This window comes from Kitasatospora saccharophila, from assembly GCF_039529925.1.
Classification (GTDB): domain Bacteria; phylum Actinomycetota; class Actinomycetes; order Streptomycetales; family Streptomycetaceae; genus Kitasatospora; species Kitasatospora saccharophila.
The window spans coordinates 41338-59432 of the sequence record NZ_BAAANS010000044.1; the positions used below are offsets into that span (position 1 = coordinate 41338).

Annotated in this window: 12 protein-coding genes; 10 read left to right on the forward strand and 2 right to left on the reverse strand. The window is 74.5% G+C overall.

Annotated features, from left to right (window positions below):
• Window positions 1–76 precede the first annotated feature (76 nt).
• The 7 genes from ABD345_RS28035 (at window position 77) to ABD345_RS28065 (ending at window position 11550) form a co-directional block, all read left to right on the forward strand.
• Window positions 77–3913, forward strand: a complete 3837-nt coding sequence (locus ABD345_RS28035) for a HAMP domain-containing protein (RefSeq protein ID WP_344555942.1) — start codon at window positions 77–79, stop codon at window positions 3911–3913.
• Between the two features lie 100 nt (window positions 3914–4013).
• Window positions 4014–6275, forward strand: a complete 2262-nt coding sequence (locus tag ABD345_RS28040) for a SpoIIE family protein phosphatase (protein WP_344555913.1) — start codon at window positions 4014–4016, stop codon at window positions 6273–6275.
• A gap of 101 nt (window positions 6276–6376) precedes the next feature.
• Window positions 6377–6547 (forward strand): hydrophobic protein, encoded by a 171-nt coding sequence (locus ABD345_RS28045; protein WP_344555944.1) that lies wholly within the window; start codon window positions 6377–6379, stop codon window positions 6545–6547.
• 79 nt (window positions 6548–6626) lie between these two features.
• A complete protein-coding gene (locus ABD345_RS28050; RefSeq protein WP_344555915.1) occupies window positions 6627–7085 on the forward strand; it encodes an SRPBCC family protein in 459 nt (152 codons plus the stop codon).
• A gap of 416 nt (window positions 7086–7501) precedes the next feature.
• On the forward strand, window positions 7502–8881 hold the full coding sequence (locus ABD345_RS28055) for an NUDIX domain-containing protein (RefSeq protein ID WP_344555916.1): 1380 nt from the start codon (window positions 7502–7504) through the stop codon (window positions 8879–8881).
• Between the two features lie 64 nt (window positions 8882–8945).
• Window positions 8946–9812 (forward strand): Rieske (2Fe-2S) protein, encoded by an 867-nt coding sequence (locus ABD345_RS28060; protein ID WP_344555918.1) that lies wholly within the window; start codon window positions 8946–8948, stop codon window positions 9810–9812.
• A 241-nt stretch (window positions 9813–10053) separates the two neighbouring features.
• Complete coding sequence (locus ABD345_RS28065; protein WP_344555920.1) at window positions 10054–11550, forward strand: MFS transporter; 1497 nt, start codon at window positions 10054–10056, stop codon at window positions 11548–11550.
• A gap of 164 nt (window positions 11551–11714) precedes the next feature.
• Here the strand turns inward: ABD345_RS28065 and ABD345_RS28070 are convergent, their stop codons facing one another.
• Together ABD345_RS28070 and ABD345_RS28075 are read right to left on the reverse strand one after the other, a co-directional pair.
• Window positions 11715–13394: a glycoside hydrolase family 64 protein gene (locus ABD345_RS28070; RefSeq protein ID WP_344555924.1), complete on the reverse strand. Its 1680-nt coding sequence runs from the start codon at window positions 13392–13394 to the stop codon at window positions 11715–11717.
• A gap of 211 nt (window positions 13395–13605) precedes the next feature.
• The gene (locus ABD345_RS28075; protein ID WP_344555926.1) at window positions 13606–14889 is read right to left on the reverse strand and encodes a ricin-type beta-trefoil lectin domain protein; all 1284 of its coding nucleotides are present in this window, start codon (window positions 14887–14889) and stop codon (window positions 13606–13608) included.
• 302 nt (window positions 14890–15191) lie between these two features.
• Here ABD345_RS28075 and argB point away from each other — a divergent pair, with 302 nt between their 5' ends.
• The 3 genes from argB (at window position 15192) to ABD345_RS28090 (ending at window position 18042) form a co-directional block, all read left to right on the forward strand.
• Window positions 15192–16187, forward strand: a complete 996-nt coding sequence (gene argB / locus ABD345_RS28080) for an acetylglutamate kinase (RefSeq protein WP_380271974.1) — start codon at window positions 15192–15194, stop codon at window positions 16185–16187.
• A gap of 209 nt (window positions 16188–16396) precedes the next feature.
• Window positions 16397–17749: a lysine N(6)-hydroxylase/L-ornithine N(5)-oxygenase family protein gene (locus ABD345_RS28085; protein ID WP_344555928.1), complete on the forward strand. Its 1353-nt coding sequence runs from the start codon at window positions 16397–16399 to the stop codon at window positions 17747–17749.
• Between the two features lie 47 nt (window positions 17750–17796).
• Entirely contained in the window at window positions 17797–18042 is a 246-nt protein-coding gene (locus ABD345_RS28090; RefSeq protein ID WP_344555930.1) for a phosphopantetheine-binding protein, read from the forward strand.
• The last annotated feature ends 53 nt before the right edge of the window (window positions 18043–18095 follow it).

The window sequence follows — 18095 nt, forward strand, 5'->3', positions numbered from 1 at the left end:
TCTCGGCGGGAGCCCCGACGGGGAGCACGCCCGGGCGGCCGAGACCGTCCCGGACGCCGGGGCCGACGGCCGGGCGCTGCGCCGGCTGCTGGCGGGCCTGACCGCCGTCCGGGACGGCGACCTCGCGTTGCGGCTGCCCGACGCGCCCGGCGTGCTGGGCGAGATCTCCGGCGTGTACAACGACATGGCGGAGCGGCTGGCCAGGCTGAACGCCGAGGTGACCCGGGTGGCCCGGGAGGTCGGCACCGAGGGCGTGCTCGGCGGGCAGGCGGAGGTGCCGCAGGCGCACGGCGCGTGGCGGGAGCTGACCGACAGCGTCAACGCGATGGCGGGCAACCTCACCACCCAGGTCCGCAACATCGCGCAGGTGACCACGGCGGTGGCCCGGGGCGACCTGACCCGGAAGATCGACGTGGACGCCCGGGGCGAGATCCTGGAGCTCAAGGACACCGTCAACACCATGGTGGAGCAGTTGAGTTCGTTCGCCGCCGAGGTGACCCGGGTGGCCCGCGAGGTGGGCACGGAGGGGATCCTGGGCGGGCAGGCGGACGTCCGGGGGGTCTCCGGGACGTGGCGCGACCTGACCGACAGCGTCAACTTCATGGCGGGCAACCTGACCGCGCAGGTGCGTTCGATCGCGCAGGTCGCCACGGCGGTGGCCCGGGGCGACCTGACCCGGAAGGCCGACGTGGTGGCGCGCGGCGAGATCCTGGAGCTGAAGAGCACCGTCAACACCATGGTGGAGCAGTTGAGTTCGTTCGCGGGCGAGGTGACCCGGGTGGCCCGCGAGGTGGGGACGGAGGGGATCCTGGGCGGGCAGGCGGACGTCCGGGGGGTCTCCGGGACGTGGCGCGACCTGACCGACAACGTGAACGTGATGGCGTCCAACCTGACCGGCCAGGTGCGTTCGATCGCGCAGGTCGCCACGGCGGTGGCCCGGGGCGACCTGTCGCAGCGCGTCACCGTCGACGCGGAGGGCGAGGTCGCCGCGCTGGCCGGGGCGTTGAACACCATGGTGGACACCCTGTCGGCGTTCGCCGACGAGGTGACCCGGGTGGCCCGCGAGGTCGGCACCGACGGCACGCTGGGCGGGCAGGCCCGGGTGCCGAACGTCGCGGGCACCTGGAAGGACCTCACCGACAGCGTCAACTTCATGGCGCACAACCTGACCTCGCAGGTCCGCAACATCGCGCAGGTGACCACGGCGGTGGCCCGGGGCGACCTGACCCGGAAGATCGACGTGGACGCCCGGGGCGAGATCCTGGAGCTGAAGAACACCGTCAACACCATGGTGGAGCAGCTGAGTTCGTTCGCCGCCGAGGTGACCCGGGTGGCCCGCGAGGTCGGTACCGAGGGACGGCTCGGCGGCCAGGCCGAGGTGGAGGGCGTCTCCGGCACCTGGAAGCGGCTCACCGAGAACGTCAACGAGCTGGCCGGGAACCTGACCCGGCAGGTCCGGGCGATCGCCGAGGTCACCGGCGCGGTCACCGCCGGCGACCTGACCCGCTCGATCACCGTGGACGCCTCCGGCGAGGTCGCCGACCTCAAGGACAACATCAACGTGATGGTCGAGTCGCTGCGCGAGACCACCCGGGCCAACCGCGAACAGGACTGGCTCAAGACCCACCTGGCCCGGCTCACCGCGCTGATCCAGGGACGGCGCGAACCGGCCGCCGTGGCCGAGCTGCTGATGGACGAGCTGTGCCCGCTGCTGGAGGCCCAGTACGGCACCTGCTACCTCGCCGAGGACACCGACGACGGCACCGTGCTGGTCCGGGCCGCCGCCTACGGCCACCACCACGCCGACACCCCGCGCCGGTTCGGCCTCGGCGAGTCGCTGATCGGGCAGGCCGGGCGCAGCCGCCGCCCCATCGCGATCGGCGAACTCCCGGCCGGCTACGCCGAGATCGGCTCCGGACTGGGCTCGGCCACCCCCCGCGAACTGCTGATCCAGCCGGTCACCATGGAGGACAAGCTGCTCGGCGTGGTCGAGGTCGCCACCCTGCACCACTTCACCGACCTGCACCGGGACTTCCTGGAACGCCTCGCCCAGGACATCGGCACCACCCTGGCCACCCTGCTGGCCAACGCCAGGACCGACGAACTGCTCCGCGAGTCCCGCCGCCTCACCTCCGAACTGCGGGCCCGCTCCGAACAGTTGGTCGACGGCCAGGAGGAGCTGCGGCGCTCCAACGCCGAACTCGGCGAGAAGGCCGAACTGCTGGCCGCGCAGAACCGCGACATCGAGGCCAAGAACCTCCAGATCGAACAGGCCCGCCGCGAACTGGAGGAACGCGCAAGGCAGTTGACCCGTACCTCGATGTACAAGTCGGAGTTCCTGGCCAACATGAGCCACGAACTGCGCACCCCGCTGAACAGCCTGCTGATCCTGGCCCAGCTGCTCGCCCAGAACCCCGAGGGCAACCTGAGCGGCAAGCAGGTCGAGTACGCCGAGGTGATCCGCTCGGCCGGGTCCGACCTGCTCCAGCTGATCAACGACATCCTCGACCTGTCGAAGGTCGAGGCGGGCAAGCTCGACGTCACCGTCGAACCGTTCGAGCTGCGCGAACTGCTCGACTACGTGGACACCACCTTCCGCCCGCTGGCCGCCGAGAAGGGACTCGACTTCCGGATCACCACCGGGCCCGGCGCGCCCGAGCACCTCTACACCGACCAGGCCCGGCTGCGCCAGATCCTGCGCAACCTGCTGTCCAACGCGGTCAAGTTCACCGACCGGGGCTTCGTCGAGCTCGCCGTCGAACCCGCCCGGCCCGGCGAACTGCCCACCGAGCGGCGCGACCTGGCGGCCGTCGCGTTCCGGGTCCAGGACTCCGGGATCGGCATCGGCGCCGACCACCTGGAATCCATCTTCGGCGCCTTCCAGCAGGCCGACGGCACCACCAGCCGCAAGTACGGCGGCACCGGCCTCGGCCTGTCCATCAGCCGCGAACTCGCCCGACTGCTCGGCGGCGCCGTCAGCGCCGAATCGATCCCCGGCGAAGGCAGCCGCTTCACCCTGCTGCTGCCCGCCGCGCACCTCGGGCCCGGAGCGGAGACGGACACCGGGGAGGACACCGCCGCCCCCGCGCCCCGGGGCGGAGAGCGCCGCATCCTGGTGGTCGAACCCGACCCGCCCGGCCTGCTCACCCTGCTCACCCGCAGCGGTGTCACCGGCCGCGACCCGGCCACCACCGTCGACAGCGCGGGCAGCCCCGACAGCGCTGTCGACGCCCTCGACCGCGCCCCCCACGACCTGGTCGTGCTCGACCTCGGCCTGCCCGAGGACGGCGCCCGCACCCTGCTCGCCGCCCTCGACCGGCGCGCCGACCCCGTCCCCGTCCTCGGCCACACCGGCGGCGCCGGGCGGCCCGTCCCGACCGCCGACCGGCTGGAGGTCACCACCGGCCTGGACGAACTGCGCGAACGCATCACCCGCTTCACGACCGACGGGCGGCCCGGCGAGCGGCCCGGCGAGCGGCCCGAGCCGGGGGCCGGCCGGGGGAGCGGCGGGGAGGCCGCCCCGGCGCCCGTCGGCCGGCTCGCCGGACGCACCGTGCTGGTCATCGACGACGACCCGCGCAACGTCTACGCGCTCAGCACCGCGCTCGAACTGGAGGGCGCCACCGCCCTGCACGCCGCCAACGGCCGCACCGGACTGGCCCTGCTGCGCGCCCACCCGGAGACCGACCTGGTCCTGATGGACCTGATGATGCCGGAACTCGACGGCTACGCCGCGACCACCGCCATCCGGGAGAGCACCGACCACGCCACCGTCCCGATCGTCGCCGTCACCGCCAAGGCGATGCCCGACGACCGGGCCCGCAGCCTCGCGGCCGGGGCCGACGACCACCTCACCAAACCCGTCGACGCCGACCAGCTGATCGCCACCGTGCAGCGCTGGGTGGAGGGTTGACGGCATGAACGACCCCAGGAAGCCGCCGGAGAACCGAGCCGGACCCGGCGGAGCGGATCCCGGCGGAGCGGACCCCGCCGGGCCCGGAGCGCACCCGAGCGTGCGCCAGCTGCTGGCGCTGCGGCTGCGCGGTGCCCAGGCCGAGACCGAGGAACTGCGCACCGCGCTCGCCGCCCGCCCGCTCACCGCGCTGGCCACCGGCGTCCTGGCCGAACGCCTGGGCTGCGGACCCGCCGAGGCCGGGGCCCAGCTGCTCGCGCTCGCCGAACGCGCCCACCTCGGCCCGCAGGAACTCGCCGCCGACATCCTCACCACGCTGCCCGCCACCACCACCGGCACCACCACCGGGCCCGGCCCGGCCCCGCCCGCCCCGCCCGCCGCACCGCCCGACCGGCCGCCGCCCCTCGTCGAGGCCACCCTCACCCAGGCCGCCGACATGCTCGGGGCCACCGCCGCCGTGCTGTGGACCGTCCAGCCCGGCGGCGCCCTGCACCCCGCCGTCGCACCCGGCTTCACCGAGACCGAACGCACCGCCTGGCGGCACGTCCCGCCCGGCCTGCCCACCCCCGCCCAGCAGGCGCTGGCCGCCGGCGCCGAGCTCGGCCCCACCGGCCCGGTCGGCGCCACCCTCGGCGCCGACCGCGCCCCCTACCGCCTGGCCGTCCCGCTGCACCGCGCCGACGGCCCCGCCGCCGTCCTCGAACTCGCCTGGCCGCAGCGCCCGCCCGAACCCACCCCCGCCGAACGGCGCCGCCTGCGGGTCGCCGCCGAGGTCAGCGCCCTCGCCCTCACCGACCGCCCCGCCCCCGCCCCCGCCTCCGCCACGGCGGGCCCCGACACCGCCGCCCTCGACGCCGCCCTCGCCCCCGCCCTGCTGCTCGCCCCCGAACCCGCCACCGGCACACCCGTCGACTTCCGGATCGTCCGGGTCAACGCCGCCTTCACCGACCTCGCCGACCGCCCCCCGCACCGGGTCGAGGGCCGCACCCTCTCCGCCACCTACCCGCGCGCCTGCGCCGACGGCCTGCTCGACCTGCTGCTGCGGGTGCACGCCACCGGCCGCCCGCAGCACGCCGACAGCCTCGCCCTGACCTTCCTCACCGGCCAGACCCCCACCCCCGTCCTGCTGGAGTTCGCCGCCGCCCGCCTCGCCGCCCCGCCCGGCCACCTGCTGGTCAGCTGGCGGCCCAGCGGTGCCGACGACCGCACCGACCGGCTGCTGCGCACCGCCCAGCGCCTCAGCCACCTCGCCGGGTTCGAGGAGGACCTGCGCACCGGCGAGATCCACTGGACGCCGCGCACCGCCGACCTGCTCGGCCTGCCCCCCGGCACCGCCCCCGTCCCGCTCGCCGCACTGCCCGCGCACGTCCACCCCGACGACGAGCAGAACGTCCGCCGGGTCGTCAACTCAGCAGTGCAGAACGGGCGTTCCGACTCCACGGTGTTCCGGATGCGGCACCTCAGCAGCTACACCCACTACGTCCGGATGGTCGCCGAACCCGTCCCCGACCCGAGCGGGCGCACCGCCGCCGTCCAGGGCGCCTTCCAGGACGTCTCCGCCCAGCACTGGACCGAGACCGCGCTCGCCGCCACCACCGAGAGCCTCGCCTCCACCCGGCAGGAGGCCGCCGAACGCCACCTGCTGGCGCTGCGCCTGCAACAGGCCATCCTGCCGCCCGCCCCGCCCCCGCTGGAGAGCGCCGGACTGCGCGCCGCCGTCCGCTACCGGCCCTCCTCGCAGCGCGACCGGGTCGGCGGCGACTGGTACGACACCACCCTGCTGCCCGACCGCACCGCGCTGCTGGTGGTCGGCGACATGGCCGGGCACGGCGTCGAGGCCGCCACCGGCATGGTCGCCCTGCGCCACGCGCTGCGCGGCCTCGCCCACACCGGCGCCGGGCCCGGCCGCCTGCTCGGCTGGCTCAACCAGGCCACCGCCGAGCTCACCGGCGCCGCCACCGCCACCGTCGTCTGCGCCCGCTACCACCCCGACACCCGCACCCTGCACTGGGCCCGGGCCGGCCACCTCCCGCCCGTCCTGCTGCGCGACGGCGCCGCCCGCCCGCTCCCGATGCCGCACGGCATCCTGCTCGGCGCCGCCGAGGACCCCGACTACCAGGAGCACCACCTCGCCATGCGCCCCGGCGACGTCCTGCTGCTCTACACCGACGGCCTGATCGAACGGCGCGACCGGTCCGTCGAGGAGCCGCTCGAACAGCTCGTCCGCACCCTCGCCGAACCCGCCGCCGACCTGGACGCCCTGCTCGACCGCGCGCTGGCCACCAGCACCGCCGACACCGACGACGACACCTGCCTGATCGCCGTCGAGGTCCTCGCCCCGGACCCGGACGAAAACGTTTGAGACGGGACGAACCGGTCAGACGCCCGGCAGGCCCACAGCGGGCCGGCGGCCGCCGTCCGTCCCCACTCGACGGCCGCCCGTGGACCGAGGAGGTGAGCACCGTGCTCGCGATGCTGTTGGTGCTCCTGCTGATCATCATCCTGTTCGGTGCGGGATTCGCCGTGAAGGTGCTGTGGTGGATCGCGCTCGCCGTGCTGATCATCTGGCTGATCGGCTTCGTCGCCCGGGGTGCCGGGACCGGTGGCAGCCGTTCCCGCTGGTACCGATGGTGACCTGCCCGGCCACCGCCCGCAGCCGCTGACGAGACAGCCGCTGAACGAGACAGCCACTGAACGAAACGGAGGAGAACGCATGAGCATGGTCCAGGAGACCATCGAGGTGGACGTCCCCCTGCACACCGCGTACGACCAGTGGACGCAGTTCGAGGACTTCCCCCGCTTCATGGACGGCGTCGAGCAGGTCGTCCAGATCGACGAGCGCCACAACCACTGGCGCACCAAGATCGCCGGCGTGACCCGGGAGTTCGACACCGAGATCGTCGACCAGCTGCCCGACCAGAAGATCGCCTGGCGGACGGTCGGCGGCGACGTCCAGCAGATGGGCGTGGTGAGCTTCGCCCGGCTGGACGACTCGCGCTGCGAGGTCCGGCTGGCGATGGACTACGACCCGCAGGGCATGGCCGAACGCGCCGCCGACACCCTGGGCATGATCGACCGCCGGGTCCGCGGCGACCTCGACCGCTTCAAGTCCTTCATCGAGGAACGCGGAGTCGAGAACGGCGGCTGGCGCGGACGGATCACCCCCGCCTGACCCGCGCCCGCCGCACCCTCGCGCCGCCCCGCACCGTTCAGCGGGGCGGCGCGCGCCTGCGCGTCCGGGGTGTCCGGGGTGTCCGGGCGTTCGGGGGCGGCCGCGGGTCCGGGGGCGGCCGCGGGTTCAGTCGAACGGGTGAATTCGAGGGCGGGCCGGGTGGCGCTCCCGGGCGGCGGGTGCCCTGGCCCGGGGGCGGGAAACCCGGGTCCGGGGCGGCAGGCGACCGGTGGCGGCCGGTTGAAGCCGGTACGCGGACGGCCCCATGATCGAGCTGGTCCCACTGCCCCGCACCCGCTCCGGACGGTACGCCAACTCCACTCCACTGTGGCCGACTTGAGGTGTCCGGTCGGCAGGATTCGGTCGGCAGGATTCGGGCGGCCGGGGACGCGGGAGAACGAGGAGGAGACCGACCGGTGATCGACTTCACGGTGCTGACCGACCTGGCCCGGCGCGAGGGCGTCGAGCGGATCGGCGTCGGCGTACTGGTCCGCGACGGCTCCGGCCGGATCCTGCTGCTCCGCCGGGCCGCGCCCGCCGCGCCGCCCGCTCAGCGGCCGTCGTCCGAGCAGTGGTCGTCGTCCGAGCAGTGGGAGTACCCGGGCGGGGACGTCGCGGACGGGGAGGGCGTACCGGCGGGCGCCGTCCGGGAGTTGGCCGGGCGGACCGGGATCGAGGGCCTGCCGCTGGAGTACCTGCGGCACCTGGACGGCACCGACCGGCACGGCCGGCGGACCCGGCAGTTCGTCTTCACCGCGGTCGTCCCGGACGGCACCGCGGTGCGCCCGTCGCCGGAGCACGACGCACACCGGTGGGCCGAGCCCGGGCGGCTGCCGCCCACCGGCGAGGGACAGCGGGCGGTGGTCGAATGGCTCACCGCCCGCCTGGCGCGGCCCGGTTGGCGGCCGGTCGGCGGCCACCTCACCACCGTCGACCGCCCCGGCGCGTACAGCTGCCTGCTGCTCACCGACCCGCAGGGGCGGGTGCTGGGGATGCGCTCCGCCGCCGACCCGGACGTCTGGGACATCCCCGGCGGCAACGTCGACCCCGGCGAGACGCCGTTCGCCGCCGCGCTGCGCGAGACCGGCGAGGAACTCGGGCTCGACCTCGCCGCCGAGAACCCGGACGTGCTCTCCCGGCGCCGCCTGGTCGCCGTCCTGCACGAACGGGCCGGCACCGGGCACCCGGTCCCGTTCTGCGGCTACGTCTTCGACGGCGGCGTCCTCACCGCCGAGCAGCAGGCCAGGATCCGGCTCGACCCGGCCGAGCACACCGAGTGGCGCTTCGCCACCGCCCACGACTGGCGCGCCCGGATGGACCCGGACCGCTACCGGTGGCTCCTGCAGGTCCTCCGCGCGCACCGCTCCGGACGCGCGCTCTACCTCGAACAGCCCTGCCCCGAAGGCGAGTTCGAAGGCGTCCTGGTCCTGGTCACCGACCGCGACGGCCGACTGCTGATGCACCGGCGCGACGACGTCCCCGGCATCGCCTGGCCCGGCCACTGGACCCCGATCGGCGGCCTGCGGGAAGCCGACGAGACCCCCGAGGAGACCGCCGCCCGCGAGACCCGCGAGGAGGCCGGCATCACCATCACCCGGATCCGCCCCCTCCCCGGCCCGCACCACCCCCTGGTCCACCCCACCACCCGCGTCCTGCACGCCCAGTGGAACGGCCCCGACGCCGAACTGCGCCTCGGCGACGAGGGGACGGCCGTCCGGATGGTCCCGCTCGCCGAACTCCCCGCGCTGCGCGTCCCGCCCTACCTGGAGCACTACCTGCCCCGGCTGGCCACCTGAACCGCCCGCCCGGCCCCGGGCCGCCCGGTGTTTGCCCGCAGCGGGGACGGACAGCCGCGAGGGCATGGACACCTACCACGCTGCCGCCGACCGGCTGGACACCCCCGCGGAGTGGACCTTCCTGGACCCGGTGGCGGAGCGGATCGCCGCCCTCGTGCAGCGGCTGCCGCTCGGCCCGGCCCGGGACGTGCTGCACGGGGTGTGGCTCGGACACCCGCTGCACCCGGCGCTCGCGCAGGCCCCGATCGGCTGCTGGACGGCCGCGAGCCTGCTGGAACTGACCGGGGGCGACGAGCGCGCCGTGCGCCGCCTCACCGCCGCCGGACTCGCCGCCCTGCCACCGGTGCTGCTGGCCGGCTGGGTCGACTGGTCCCGGCTGCCGCCCACCCACCGCCGCACCGGGCTGGTGCACGCCGCCGGGGCCGTCACCGCCGCCCTGCTGCACGCCTGCTCGCTGCGGGCCCGCTGCCACGGCCACCGCGCCCGCGGCCGGCTGCTCGGCCTGGCCGGCACCGGCACCGTCGGCCTGGTCGCCGCGCTCGGCGGCCACCTGGCCTACCACCAGGCGGCCGGCGCCGCGCACGCCGAGGCCGAACCCCGGCTCGCCCCGTCCGACTGGCAGCCGCTCGGGGCGACCGCCGACATCCCCCTCGGCGCCCCCGTCCGCCGCCTGCTCGGGGACGTCCCCGTGGTCGTGGTCCGCACCCACGACGACGGCTGGACCGTCCTCGCCGACCGCTGCACCCACATGGCGGCCTCGCTGTCCGGCGGCGAGGTCGTCGCCGGCTGCCTGGAGTGCCCCCTGCACCACTCCCGCTTCCGGCTCTCCGACGGCCGCCCGGCCCGCGGCCCGGCCACCGCCGCCCAACCGCGCTTCGAGACCCGCGTCCTGGCCGGCCGCATGGAGGCCCGCCCGTACCCGGAGGGCTGAGCGACGGCCGGACGGGGGACCGGCACCGGCGCGGGGCGCCCGGTCGGTCCGGGCGAGCGCGTGCCCAGGGGGCGGGTCCGCGCGGTCCCGGTCGGCCGGGAGTCCGCGCACGCCGCCGGGACCGCGATCAGTACCCGTGGTCGGCGCGGACCGGCGCGGGTGTGCGGTCGGCCGCAGCGGGCAGACGCGTGCGCGGCATGCCCGGACGTTCCGGGCGCACGACCGGACGACGGAGGTCGAGATGTCCGCACCGCAACACCGCACCGTCGGCGCCGGGGGCGACCCGGGCGTCATCGAGACCGACGTCCCGGCCAGACTGGACCGGCTGCCGTGGTCGCCCTGGCACTGGCGGATCCTGATCGGTCTGGGCACCGTCTGGATCCTGGACGGCCTGGAAGTCACCATCGTCGGCAACCTGGCCGCCCGGCTCGCCGAGCCCGGTAGCGGCATCGCGATCAGCACCGCCCAGGTCACCACCGTCGCCGCCGCGATCTACGTGGCGGGCGCCTGCTGCGGCGCGCTGTTCTTCGGCTGGCTGACCGACCGGCTGGGCCGCAAGAAGCTGTTCATGCTGACCCTGGCCGTCTACCTGCTGGCGACCGGCGTCACCGCGCTGTCCTGGACGCCCTGGTTCTTCTTCGTCTGCCGGTTCTTCACCGGCTTCGGCATCGGCGGCGAGTACGCGGCCATCAACTCGGCGATCGACGAGCTGATCCCGGCCCGGGTGCGCGGCCGGGTCGACCTGATCGTCAACGGCAGCTTCTGGATCGGCGCGGCGCTCGGCGCGTTCGCCTCGATCGCGCTGCTGAACACCTCGCTGTTCGCCACCGACGTCGGCTGGCGGCTGGCCTTCGGCATCGGCGTGGTGCTCGGCCTGGTCATCCTGCTGGTGCGCCGGCACGTCCCGGAGAGCCCGCGCTGGCTGTTCACGCACGGCAAGGGCGAGGAGGCGGAGGAGATCGTCCGGGACGCCGAGGCGATCGTCGAGCGGGAGACCGGCGAGCCGCTGCCGCCGGTGGACGAGCCACCGATCCGGATCCGCGAGCGCGGCCCGATCGGTTTCGTCACCATCGCTCGCACCCTGGTCTCCACCTATCCGCGCCGGACGATCCTGGGTCTGTCGCTGTTCATCGGGCAGTCCTTCCTCTACAACTCGGTCACCTTCGGGTACGCGGTGATCCTCACCACGTTCTTCGACGTCCCCGCGGGCGACACCGGCTACTACTTCGCGGTGATCGCGGTCGGCAACTTCCTCGGCCCGGTGCTGCTCGGCCACTTCTTCGACTCGGTCGGCCGCAAGCCGATGATCGCGGGCAGCTACATCGGCTCCGGCGTGCTGCTGTTCGGCACCGCCTGGCTGTTCCAGAACGGTTCGCTGAGCGCCGTCGGGATGACGGCCTGCTGGACGGCCGTGCTGTTCTTCGCCTCGGCGGGGGCGAGCGCCGCGTACCTGACCGTCAGCGAGATCTTCCCGCTGGAGACCCGCGCCCTGTGCATCGCCTTCTTCTACGCGGTCGGCACCGCGGCGGGCGGCATCTCCGGGCCGCTGCTGTTCAACGGCCTGGTGAGCAGCGGCGAGGTCGGCGACGCCACGCTGGCGTTCTGCATCGGCGCGGCCCTGATGACGGCCGCCGGACTGGTCGAGGCGTTCCTCGGCGTGCGCGCCGAACGCCGCAGCCTGGAGTCGCTGGCCGCCCCGCTCAGCCAGGTCGAACGCGCCGACGCGACGGCCTCCTGAGATGTTCCCGCTCTGGGTGGTCCTCCGGCGGGCCGTGCGGTGGGCGGCGTGGTGGGCCGTCTCGCGGCTCGTGCGCCGGACCCTGCGGCACGGCGCCCGGTGAAACCGGACGGGGGCGCCCCGGACGGTGTCCGGGGCGCCCCCGCGCGCAAGCTGACGGTCCGTCAGGAGAACGTGAACCAGTTGAGGTTGACGAAGTCGGCGGGCTGGCCGCTGCTGAAGGTCAGGTACACGGTCTGAGCGCCGGTGATCCGGCTCAGGTCGGCCGGGACGGTCCGCCAGGTCTGCCAGCCGCCGGTGTTGCCGACGGCGAAGCTGCCGACCGGGGTCGCGGTGGGGCTGCCCAGCCGGACCTGGACCAGGCCGCTGACCCCGGCGGCCGCGCCGGAGGCCACCCGGGCGTCGATCCGGGTCGCGCCGGTGGAGCCGAAGTCCAGCGAGTAGCGCAGCCAGTCGCCGTTGGCCAGCCAGCCGACGTCCGTGCCGCCGCCGGTGTCGGAGCACGCCTCGGTCTGCGCGCCGGACTGGGCGGCGTACGACTCGGCCTGCACGGTGGCGAACGCGCTGCCGCCCCCGCCGCCGGGCGTCGGGCTGCTGCTGGTGCCCCCGCCGCCGCTGCCCGCCAGGCCGCCGACGGTGATCACCCAGCGGGTCGGCGCGCCGGACTGCACCTTGCCCTCGAAGTCGACGCCCGCCGGGTGGACGTCGTCGTACGGGAAGGCGTAGCCGAGGCCGTCAGGCGTGGTGGAGTGCAGGATCCGGGCGTAGTGGTTGGTGCGGGCCTGGGTGTAGAACGCGGCCGGGTTCTCGCCGGTGGGCTGGTTCGGGTCGCTGAGCAGCGTGGTGCGGTTGAACGCGGCGGCCAGCCGGGCGCTCAGGTTGCCCATCAGGTCGTTGCCGGTGGTGAACGGCGCGTCGCTGCAGGAGAAGATCGCCAGCGTGGACGGCTTGGCGAAGGACCCGGCGCCGGGGAAGGTGAGCGTGTTGCCGCTGACCCGGCCGGTGAACGCGCCCCAGGTGTACTGGGTGTCGATCCGCAGGTCGGTGCCGGCGTACTTGCTCCACACCTGGTCGACGTAGGGCTCGAAGTAGCCGCTGAACAGGGCGCTGTTGCCGCGGATCGCCAGGTTGGGGGCGAGCACCCGCAGGTCGGCGCCGGAGCGGTTGACCACCAGCCTGCTCCAGTCCGAGCCGTCGGCGGCGGACTGGGCGCGCAGCGCGGCGGCGACCCGGGCCAGGCCGTCGGAGGGCAGGCCGCGCACCGTCTGGGTGGCGCCGCCGGAGACCTCCAGCTGGAAGGCGATCGGCAGGCAGACCATGTCGACGAAGGTGATGTTGCCGAACAACTGGTCGTTGTTGAAGGTGAATTCGCAGAAGTCGTGCCGGACGTCGATGTTCGGGTCGGACGGGTTGACCACCGAGGGCAGGGCCAGGCCGCCGCCGCGGTTCATCAGGAAGGTGAGCTTGGCGCCGACCGAGAAGTAGATCCGGCCGCTGTCCAGGTGCGGCAGGGTCACCCGGCGCGGCGCCGCCCCGGAGGCGTTCAGCGCGATCGCGCAGTCCACGCCCAGCGGCGTCTGGTCGTTGGCCGGGTTCGGCGGGTGGTACAGGCTGGCGCCGTCCGACTGCAGGAAGGCCCAGCCGCCGCCGGTCGCCGGGTCGCGGCCGACCACGTACGCGTAGACGGTGTTGCTGCCGGTGGTGTTGGCCAGGTCGAGCGGCAGGGTCGCGGGCGTCTGCGCCTGGGCCTGCCCGCCGAGCGCCAGGTAGCCGGTCGGCAGGGCGAGCGCGGCGGCGGTCAGCAGGGTGCGGCGGGAGACCTTCGCCGCGTGACGGGGCGTCATGGTGTGGGGGAGTCCTCTCGGGTGGGGGAGGCCGTGCGGGTGCGGGGGCGGGCCCGCGAGTAGGGGCCTGCGGGTCGGCGGGCCGGGGGCGCGGCCGGCCGGCGGTGGTGCGAGGGACGGGCCGGCCGCGCCGGGGGAGGGGCCGGTGGGGGCGGCCCGTGGTCGCGGGGTGCGGTGTCGGCGGTGACGGGGCGTCAGTGCCGACGTCGGGTCAGCCGAACGTCCACTTCTGCGCGCCGGTGCCGTTGCAGGTCCACAGCTGCAGGTGGGTGCCGTCGGCGGCGGAGCCGTTGGGGGAGTCCAGGCACTTGCCGGAGCCGGGGTTCTGCAGGTCGTTGCCGGAGCGGTGGACCCACTGCTGGGCGCTGGTGCCGTTGCAGGTGTAGAGCTGGATGACGGCGCCGTCGTCGTGCGAGGCGGCGGCGACGTCCAGGCACTTGCCGAGGGCGCGGACGGTGCCGTCGGTGCCCACCGTCCACTGCTGGGCGGCGTTGCCGGTGCAGTTGTGCAGCTGGATCGGGGTGCTGTCGGCGCTGGAGCCGCCCGCCACGTCCACGCACATGCCGCCGGGGCCGGTGATCCGCCCGGTGTAGCTGCCGCCGGTGCTGCCGCCCCAGGTGGTGGTGTGGACGTAGTCGACGGTCATGGTCTGCGGGTAGGTCGAGGAGCCGTCGGGGCTGCCGGGCCAGTCGCCGCCGACCGCGAGGTTGAGGATCACGAAGAACGGGTGGTCGAACACCCAGCGGTTGCCGCCCAGGTCGGCGGGGGTGCGGGTCTGGTAGGCGGTGCCGTCCACGGACCAGGTGATGGCGGTGGGGCTCCAGTCGACCGCGAAGGTGTGGAAGGCGTCGGCGAAGGACTGCCCGGCGGGCAGGCTGTACGGGGCGCCGATGCCGGCCGCTCCGGAGTAGCCGGGGCCGTGGATGGTGCCGTGCACGGTGCCGGGCTCGCGGCCGATGTTCTCCATGATGTCGAGCTCGCCGCTGGTGGGCCAGCCGACGGTGCCGAGGTCGTTGCCGAGCATCCAGAACGCGGGCCAGATGCCCTGCCCGCGCGGGATCTTGATCCGGGACTCGAAGTGCCCGTACGCCTGGCTGAAGGTGCGGGAGGTGTTCAGCCGGGCCGAGGTGTACTGGCAGGTGCCGTACCAGCAGGACAGGCCGGGGTCGGTGCTGCGCTTGGCGGTGATCACCAGGTGGCCCTGGCCGTCCAGCGCGGCGTTCGCGGCGCCCGCCGTGTAGTACTGCAGTTCGTGGTTGCCGTTGCCCGAACCGCCGGTCTCCATCGTCCACTTGGCGGGGTCGACGGCGGAGCCGGCCGGTCCGTCGAAGTCGTCGTTCCAGGTGCCGGCGGCCACCGGTGCGGCGGCGAGCGGGGTGGCGGCGGTGCCGGCGGTGGAGGTGGAGCCGAACGGGGCGGCGGTCATCAGGGCGGTGGCGAGCAGGAGCACGAATCCGCCGAGGGGCCAACGGCGCGTGCGTGGGGCAGCAGCCATGGAGGAATCCTTTGCTTGAGAGCGCTCTCTTCGGCGGGGCGCCTCCGCCGGTGGATCTGAATGGTACGGACCCGATATCGGCATGGCAATGTCAAAGAACGGCTGATTTTTCGGACCTTTGGCCGCAACTCGCCTTCAGTTCTTGGCGGCTGATGCCGAATCGGTCGTCCGGGGCCTGTGAGAGCGCTCTCTCGACGGTGGGGCAGTCCGGTCCGGCGTGCACTGGGCGGCGGGCCGGAGGGCATGTAAGGTAACCCTTGCCTAACTAATCGGGGTGGCGGGGCGAGGGCGGGAGACACGTGGTGGCCGAGCTGGGCGCGCGAACCTCGGACCGGGGGCCGGACCTGCTGTCCTGCCTGGCGGGTCTGCGGGCCCACCGGGGCGCGACGGTGGTGCTGAAGTTCGGCGGGAACGCCATGGTGGACCGGGAGTTGAAGGAGTCCTTCGCCCGTTCCGCGGTGCTGCTGCGCTACGCCGGACTGCGGCCCGTGGTGGTGCACGGCGGCGGCCCGCAGATCGACGCGCACCTGCGCCGGATCGGCCTGCGGGCCCCCTTCGCGGGCGGGCTGCGGGTGACCACGCCCGAAGTGGCGGACGAGGTCCGGATGGTGCTGGCCGGGCAGGTGCAGCGCGAACTGGTCGGCCTGATCAACGCGCACGGCCCGTTCGCGGTCGGCCTGACCGGCGAGGACGCGGGCACCCTGGCCGCCGTCAAGCGCTGGGGCCGGGCGGACGGGCGGCGGGTCGACCTCGGCCGGGTCGGCGAGGTCGCCGAGGTGCGCACCGGACTGCTGGCGGCGCTGCTCGCGGACGGCCGGATCCCGGTGCTGTCCTCGATCGCGCCCGCCGCCGACCGCTCCGACGGCGCCGTCTACAACGTGAACGCCGACACGGCCGCCGCCGCGGTGGCCGGTGCGCTCGGCGCCGACTCCCTGCTGATGCTCACCGACGTGCCCGGCCTGTACCGGAGTTGGCCGCCGCAGGGCCCGCCGGTCGAGCAGCTGGACGCGGACGGACTGGCCCGGATGCTGCCCGCTCTGGCCGGCGGCATGGCGCCCAAGGCGGCGGCCTGCCTGGCGGCGCTGCGCGCCGGGGTCGGCGAGGTGCGGATGCTGGACGGGCGGGTGCCCGGCGCGGTGCTGCGCGCGTTCGGCCCGGACGCGCCCGGGACCCGGGTGGTGGCGGGTGCGGCCTCCGGTGGCCCGGCTTCCGGCGGTGTGGCTTCCGGTGGCCCGGCCTCCGGCGGCGCGGCGTCCGGCGGCCCGGTGGACGAGGGCGCGCTGCTCGCCCTCCGGTAGCGCGTCCGGGAGGCGGGCCGACCGGTCGTTCGGGCCGCTGCTCCGGGCGTGGTCCGGCTCGTCGCGCCAAAGGTGCTGGCCGCAGTGCGGGCTGAACTTGACTCAGCTGCCCGCGATGAGAGAAGTTAGGTAAGCCTTACCAAAGTAAATGGGGGCGCGGGCCTGCCCGTCCCTGCCGCACCGGTACCCGGAAGAGGGAAAGGACGCGCATGTCGCTGGAGAACGAGGCGGTCCGCACGGACGGGGACGCCGACGACCTGATCGGCATCGGCTTCGGCCCCGCCAACCTCGCCCTCGCGATCGCGGTCGACGACCACAACCGGGCCGGCGCCGAACCCCCGCTGCGGGTCAACTTCCTGGAGCGCCAAGAGGGTTTCGGCTGGCACCGGGGCATGCTGCTGGACGGCGCGACCATGCAGGTGTCCTTCCTGAAGGACCTGGTCACCCAGCGCGACCCGCGCAGCCGCTTCACCTTCCTGACCTACCTCCAGGAACACGGCCGGCTCGCCGACTTCATCAACCTGAAGACCTTCTACCCGACCCGGCTGGAGTTCCACGACTACTTCGAGTGGTGCGCCGCCGAGTTCGCCGACCGGGTCGGCTACGGCCGCACCGTCACCGGCATCCACCCGGTCACCGGCCCCGACGGCCGGACCGAACGGGTCGAGGTGGTCTCCGAGGCGCTCGGCGGCGGCGCCCGGCAGGTGCGCGCGGCCCGCAACATCGCGATCGGCACCGGGCTCACCCCCCGGCTGCCCGAAGGCGTCCGGACCGGCCCGCACCTCTGGCACACCAGCGAACTACTGCTGCGCGCACCCGAGTTGGCGCAGCAGCCGCTGCGGTACCGGCGGATCGCGGTGGTCGGCGCCGGCCAGTCCGCCGCCGAGGCCGTCGAGTACCTGCACCGCACCTTCCCCGGGGCGGAGATCTGCGCCGTCCTCTCCCGGTACGGCTACAGCCCCGCCGACGACAGCCCGTTCGCGAACCGGATCTTCGACCCGGCCGCCGTGGACGAGTTCCACGCCGCCCCCGAGGCCGCCAGGCAGACCCTGCTGACCCAGCACGCCAACACCAACTACTCCGTCGTGGACGGCGAGTTGATCGAGGCGCTGTACCGCACCGCCTACCAGGAGAAGGTCGCCGGACAGGAACGCCTGCGAGTCCTGAACGCCACCCGGCTGACCGCCGCCGAAGAGGTCGCCGACGGGGCCCGGGCGCACGTCCGCTCGCTCACCACCGGCCGCGAACAGGTGCTGGAGTGCGACGCGGTGGTGCTCGCCACCGGCTACACCCACCTCGACCCGCGCCGGCTGCTCGGCGAGCGGCTCGCCGCCGCCTGCCGCACCGACGGACAGGGCCGGCTGCGGGTCGACCGGGACCACCGGGTGCTCACCGACGAGAGCCTCGACGTCGGCCTCTACCTGCAGGGCGGGACCGAGCACACCCACGGCATCACCTCCTCGCTGCTGTCCACGCTGGCCGTGCGCTCCGGCGAGATCCGCGACTCGATGCTGCTGCGCCGGACCGCCCGCGAGCTGCGGGCCCGGGTCGCCATCGGCTGACCGGCCACCGGCCGACCGACCGCCCACTCACGAACGGACCCACCGACATGACCGCCGCCCCCGGCTTCGACCCCGACACGCTGCGCGCCGAGATCGCCGAACTGCTCGGCGAGCGCCCCGAGGACGTCCGCGACGAGGACGACCTGCGCGACCTCGGCCTGGACTCGATGCGGGTGATGCACCTGGTCGAGACCTGGCGGGCGCGCGGCGCCCGGGTCGAGTTCGCCGACCTCACCGACCTCGGCACCGCGCCCACCCTGCTCGCCTGGTCCGCGTACCTGAACCGGGCCTGAACCGGGCCTGATTCGGGCCTGATTCGGGTTCGTACCGGGCCCGACCGATCCTG